6 protein-coding genes are annotated in these 5,965 nt (G+C 65.2%); 1 reads left to right on the top strand and 5 read right to left on the bottom strand.

Annotation, left to right across the window (positions count from 1 at the left end; translation table 11 throughout):
- From GVN21_RS20055 to GVN21_RS20040, 4 genes are all read right to left on the bottom strand, one after another.
- The coding region (locus GVN21_RS20055; protein WP_166576512.1) for a DUF885 family protein at positions 1-1,089 on the bottom strand (1,089 nt) is incomplete at its 3' end.
- Between the two features lie 510 nt (positions 1,090-1,599).
- Positions 1,600-2,496, bottom strand: a complete 897-nt coding sequence (locus GVN21_RS20050; RefSeq protein ID WP_166576511.1) for a hypothetical protein — start codon at positions 2,494-2,496, stop codon at positions 1,600-1,602.
- Between the two features lie 357 nt (positions 2,497-2,853).
- Positions 2,854-3,528 carry a hypothetical protein gene (locus GVN21_RS20640; protein ID WP_205690208.1) on the bottom strand — a complete coding sequence of 225 codons (675 nt, stop codon included), beginning with the start codon at positions 3,526-3,528 and terminating at the stop codon, positions 2,854-2,856.
- Between the two features lie 76 nt (positions 3,529-3,604).
- The gene (locus GVN21_RS20040) at positions 3,605-4,693 is read right to left on the bottom strand and encodes a hypothetical protein (RefSeq protein WP_166576510.1); all 1,089 of its coding nucleotides are present in this window, start codon (positions 4,691-4,693) and stop codon (positions 3,605-3,607) included.
- A 128-nt stretch (positions 4,694-4,821) separates the two neighbouring features.
- Between GVN21_RS20040 and GVN21_RS20035 the strand changes: the two genes are divergently transcribed.
- Positions 4,822-5,496, top strand: coding sequence for a hypothetical protein (locus tag GVN21_RS20035; protein WP_166576509.1), 675 nt, complete (start codon positions 4,822-4,824; stop codon positions 5,494-5,496).
- Here GVN21_RS20035 and GVN21_RS20030 read toward each other — a convergent pair.
- A partial coding sequence (locus tag GVN21_RS20030; RefSeq protein ID WP_166576508.1) for a hypothetical protein occupies positions 5,493-5,965 on the bottom strand: 473 nt, incomplete at its 5' end. The genes GVN21_RS20035 and GVN21_RS20030 overlap by 4 nt on opposite strands.

The raw sequence follows: 5,965 nt of genomic DNA, 5'->3' as shown, positions 1-5,965 counted from the left end.
GTTCAGGCTGGCGATCAGGGCTTCCTTGCCCTCGTCGGTGTTGGGCCAGTGCTGCTTGGGGTCGGCGTACATGGCGGCGAACCGCTCGCCGACCGTGCCCTTCGACATGCCGCCCTTCTTGAACAGCACGTCGGCCTTGGCGCCCAGGCTCTTGACCAGCTCGAGGCCCAGCTTGTGTACCTCTTCGGGGGTGATGTTGCTGGTCACATAGTTCTTCAGGCTGACCGCGTAGTACTCGTCGCCCTTGGGAAGGCGCTTGACCCCGGCGTCATGCACCGCCTTGGGCTGCCAGCTTTTCACCAGGGCCAGCTGGCGCTCCAACGCCGGACGGACCCGTTCATCGTACAGCTTGGTCGCCACCCGGGCGTAGTCGCCCTCCACCTTCTTCTCCCCGACCCGGCGGATCAGAGACGAAACCAGGGTGGTTTCCTCGGTCTTGGTGGCCAGGAAGGCCTCCATCTGCGTCACCGTCTTGGCCAGCACGAAGTCCGGCGGGATCACCCCCATGGCCGCATCGCGCCGAGCCGTCTCGGCCTCGTTGTCCAGCACGCGGCTGAAGCATTCCATCCGCGACAGGTAGGCGTCTGCATCGTCGGCATTGTCGATGGTGTGGGCATTGTCGAGGAAGTCGGGGGTCGACTGGTAGGCGCCGGTCAGTTGGCTGAGCGCATAGGGCGCGCCCGAACCGCCGTTGTTATAGGCGAACTTGCTGTTGCCCTCTTCCTGCACCGCCAGCACGAACTCGACAGTGTCATAGTTGACCGCGTCCATGCCGGTCAGCTGCTTGCGGTCGATCGAGCGAAGCTCGGCCAGATCCTTGGTGTTCTGCGCCCGGCCCTCGGCCAGGGATGTCGCCGAATTGTCGCTCAGCAGGCTCTTGCTCCAGGCCATCGCCCCCTTGTCGATGCCCAGGTAGGTCGGCAGCTCCGGCGAGCGGCGCATGGCTTGGTCCATCGATCGATCGAACATGGCGTACATCTTGGCCGCCTCGCCAGTCGGGGCAGCGCCCTGGGCCGATGCGGCGCGCGGCAGGGCGGCCAGGGCGGCCACGGCGGTGGCGGAGGCGAACAGTTCGCGGCGGTTCATCATGACGTGAGGCTCCCCAGCTGGCGCGCAACGCGCCGATCATGCGTGGGCGTAACGGGTAGGCCGCATCTCGTGAGGCGGCAACGGGGCGCGGGTTAAATCGCTGTAATCCGGCGGATCCCAAGAACATGCCGATTACATAGAGGTAATGAAATTACATCTGGGTTATTCTCTTAAATTCGGGTCATGACACGACCTTAACAAGCATTTTCAGACGACGGCGAGTATTCATCTGGACATCGGAACGCGGCGACGCGCTCCCCACCAAACCAGAGGGACCACTCAAATGACCGTTCGCATCTCCAACCTGGCCAGCCTTTTCCTCGCCAGCCTGCCGATCATCGCCATCCTGGGTATTGCCCAGATGGAAACCGCCGCCCGCGCCGTCGGCCTGTGAGCCGGCGGGCGCTGCTCCACCGGGTCTGACTCCTCCCCCCACGGATCCGGTGGAGCCCTGGCGTTCCCTTCAAGACCAGACGACAGAGGCGTCCCCTTGGGGCGCCTTTCGCGTCTTCAGGACAGCTCGTCGCCGAGCACCTTCCGGGCGGCCCAGGCCAGAGCCATCCAGTACATGGGCAGGAAGTCGCTGACATGCCGGATCAGGTTGTCCGACAGCAGGGTGAGACCGTCCTCGTCACGCAGCAGGAAGCCGGCTTTGGCGCCCTCCCGCAACACGGCCTGGACCTGCCCCCGCGAAGCGGCGCTGCGGCGGGCCAGGTCGCTAAGCACCAGCCGGACCGGGCCGCGGGGGGGGAAGGCTCCGCCGTCGTCGGCCGCCATCAGGATCTGGCCGAGGATGATCAGTCCGGCGCGGCGATGCGAGAAGACGTCGAGGCTGGGTTCTTCCTTGACGTCCGCCAGCTGCTGGCTGGCCAGCAGAATCGTGCTGTAGGCGGTGACCAGCCGTTCTAGCAGTCCCGGCTCGCCCCACCGCGCCAAGAGCGCTTCCGCCTCGGGAAAGATCGGCGCCGCGCCCTCCAACTCCCGCTGGAACCAGAGACCGAACTGGATGCGCAGGTGCGAGGTCGGCGTGTAGCGGGTGACCCGCCGATCGGACGAGGGCGCCAACTGGATCATGTTCCGGAAGCGCAGATAGGCCAGCATCGGCCCCACCCGCCCCCGGCTGGCCAGACCCCAGGTCGAGATCGCGGCCGCCAGGCTGGAGTGGGTCAGGCCAGCAGGGCTGGCGTCCAGTTGCATGCACCACAGGCCGGCGGCGAATAGTCCGACGTCCTGCAACGCCCGGCTCTTGCTCAGATCATCGCCCGGCCTGGGGGCCCAGCCATCGACCGTACGGCGGCCCGCCTCGGCAAAGCGCGGGTGGGCGCGGACAGCGTCGATCGCCTCGCGGGTCATCATCGCCCGGGCCAATCCGGCGATGTCGGTGTCAGGCGTCGGCGCGACAATCAATCGCGCCTTCCCCAAGGTCTCTTCGAGAGTTCTTAGCGAGCCCCGCCCCGTTTCATCGACCTCAGGTTGAACTGCTCGCCCACCGGGTACATCGATCACTGGATGAATCACTCACTACACTCAACGCACTACCGCAAACGCTCAGCCCTAAAGAACATTCCGGGCATCAGCCGCTCGCGTAAGCAACGATAAAGCCAGCAATTTTCCAATTGTGCCAGTTTTTTTCATGGCCACCTTCTGCTGCGCCAGTCGGTCGCGACGGCGCCAGCGCGCCGATCGGCTAAGGTGATTTCGGCCTTAGGCTTCTGGAGCGGCAGAGCCGGCGGTGCGCCCGCTCGCCTGCGCCCCGTCATCGATTTAGCGACGACGCTCCACGCCAACATCGATGGTGTAGCGGGTCGACTCGCCCCGACGGGCGGCGTTTCGCATCAGATAGACTTCGATCTTGTATCGGCCGTTCGCCATCACGCGGCCCCGGTAGCGATTTCCGCCCACTGAGCCGTTGAAGATCGCCTGATCGCCGCGCGGAGGGGTGATGTTGAAGTAGCCGGAGCGATTCGAGCTCTGCAGCGACACCGACATCATCTGGCCGGCACGAACGTCCAGCCAGTAGGTCATCGTTTCGTAGCCCCGGATGCTTCCACGCCGCGTGGCGGAGGTCGCGCCCCGATCAAAGCGGATTTCCTCGGACCGCCCGCTGGCGACCGGCCCGGCCACAGGCCCCGGCAGGGTCGTCGGGCGGGACCGGCAGTCCGGGGCGGGGCTGACCGTTATGGCGTTGAAGCGGCCGCCCATGGTTGAGACCGTCAGGCAGATGCGCCGCCGCTCATTCCACCAATAGGTCCATTTTCGGTCGTCGCCGATCTCCGTTCGGACGTTGATATAGCCCCGCGACTGCAGCGCCGTTTCGCCGCCCGCCGCACGGGCGCCGACCAGATCGCGTTCACCGCCGGGCGCTTGCGCCTGAGCCGCAGGGTAGGCGATCCCAACGGCGAGCAAGCCCGCCGCAAGAGTTGTCATCGCGCGTTTCATGGTCGTCTACCTCCCTGTTCAGGCCGACAGTCGGGGATGTTGATCCCGCAACGCGTGACGCGAATTCTGGTTCGGCTCAGAGCTGACCGGTCAGTTCCTCAGGGGCCTCGATCACCCGCATCCACTTCACCGACATCACTTTCCACTTCGGATCAGATCGCTTCAGCAGGTCGTACATCCCCCTGAAATGGTCGAATCCATAGTTGACGTAGATGCGCTTGCGCGGGTCGGCGACAATCCGGTCGACCAGCATCCGATTGCGGTAGTCGAGGATCAGCGGGTCCATGTCGCCGGGCTTCTTGTCCGGTCTGGGCGCCAGGATCATTCCCATCACCCCTCGGCAGACGATGCCACCCAGCGCCTTGTGGCGTCCGTCGCCGTCCTGGGTCCATTTGAGGAAGCCGCTCAGGACGTCGTCGTTGTCCGAGGAGTCCTTCTTGTCGTCCGCCGCCTTGGCGACCCGGGCCGCGAAGTCCGGGTCGGCGGCGATCAGCCGCTCATATTCCTGCTTAAGCTGCAGGGTCGACACATCCGCCACGACGTGGCGATCCGGATGCTCGCGAATATCCTGCGCCAGCAGCTGGAAGTACTGGCCCTGGAAGGACAGGCCGCAGACCTTGCCCAGCGTCTCGTACTCCGCCGACAGGTTGCCGCCATTGGCCAGGGTGGTGGAGAACCAGGCGTCGCCCGCCGGGTCTGGGGTCACGCCCTCGTAGTAGGCGACATAGCCGTCGGCCAGCGCCTGCTCCAGGTCGTAGACGACCGTCTTGTAGAACCGCTCGGACCCCACGTGGGCCATGCCCTGGAAGATGATGGTCTTGTCCCCGTTGGACAGAGTCACTTGCGGGGCGACCAACGGGCGCGCCGCGACCGTCGCCGAGAGGTAGTAGACCGGCGCCGCCGCCAGGATTCCCAGCACGAACAAGCTGGCCACGGAAACGACGACCCATCGGCGCGCGAAGGTTGTTCCCCCCCGCCGGTCCAGCGCAAACCTCCAGATTGCCGAGATTGGCAGGGCGATCGCCACCGCCAACCCCAGCAGGATCGGAAGCACCCACCCGCTGACGGAGAGCAGGACAGGGATGGCCAGCAGAAAGCCGGCGCCGAACAGGAACCAGACCACCGTGGCGACCCGGTCGCCGAGCGACAAAGTTCCCTTGCCCACGTCGCGCCCTCAAGGTTGTGATCAACGGCAAGGCTCCGTCAGGATATCAAGCCTGACAAGAGGGAAATAAGACCCGCGGCGCCGGCGCCTGACGGAGCCGGCGAGGATCGAGGCGAGGACCGCACAGCATGGACTTCATGAAGATCCTCCGGTCGCTCGAGGAGCTGCTGTATGAGGTCATGACCTGGCTGGTCTTCTATCCTCGCACCCTGTTCCAGACCCTGTTCCAGCCGATGAAGACGCTGGAATACTGCCGCGCCCAGCTGAGTCGTCCGGAGGAAGAACAGTTCGACGAGGCGCTGTCGCCGCCGCTGTTTCTCCTGATCACGCTCCTGCTTTCCCACGGGCTGGAACTGAGCCTGAATATTGATCCGACACATGGGACGAAGGGGCCGATCACCCAGCTGTCGGAACAGAACCTGATCCTGCTCCGCTCGCTGGTATTCGCCGTTTTCCCGCTGATGTTCGCGCTGCGCTACGTCAGCGCCTCAGGTCAGCCCCTGTCGCGCTCCACGCTTCGCGGCCCCTTCTTCATCGAATGCTATCCCGCCGCGGCCTTCACCCTGCTCCTCCAGGGCGGGCTGACCCTCTCAACGGCACTGCCGCAATACCCTCTGATCGGCAGCTTCATCGCGGCGGCGGCCACCCTCTGGTACCTGGGCCTGCAGACGGCCTGGATAAGCCGCATCGACAAACGCCGGTGGCGGGCCTTCGGTATGGCGCTCTGGCAGGGCGTGAAGGCCACGGCCTTGATCGCCCTGATTGCCTTCATCATCGGCTCCGCCGGCCTCGTGGTCACCTAGAACCGGCGGTCACCATCAAGCGGCGTGCAGGTCCCCCGGAACTGGGTCAGCCCGTCCAGGGTGATGTGTCCCGTCCGCCGGTCGATCATGATCTTCGGGCGGTTGGCGCCGTTGAACTTGAACTGGCCCCGGATCATGTCGCGCGATACCGAAAGGCTACTGATCTGGTACCAGCCACCATCGCTTTCGGAGTGCAGCGGCGGCACCATGTCCTTGGCCGGACGGATGCGGCCGGTGTCGCCATCGATCTGGATGGTTACGGAGGTGTCGTAGTCCTTGTGGGTCAGCTGCGTGCCCGAGCGCTGGACGTACTTCCGCCTGTCGGAATCCCACTCGTAGCTGGTGGTGTACTCACTGGTGAGCTTGTCCCCCTCGCCATAGCAGATCAGGGCGATGTGCTCGCGATAGTCGTCGTAGGCGGCCCGGTAGTCGGGGCCGGCGCTGTAGTCCCGCCCTCCGCCCCCACCGG

It is taken from the genome of Caulobacter sp. SLTY, assembly GCF_009905535.1.
Lineage (GTDB): Bacteria > Pseudomonadota > Alphaproteobacteria > Caulobacterales > Caulobacteraceae > Caulobacter.
The sequence above is the reverse complement of the archived record's forward strand: the minus strand, read 5'-3'. Positions and strand labels throughout refer to the sequence as shown.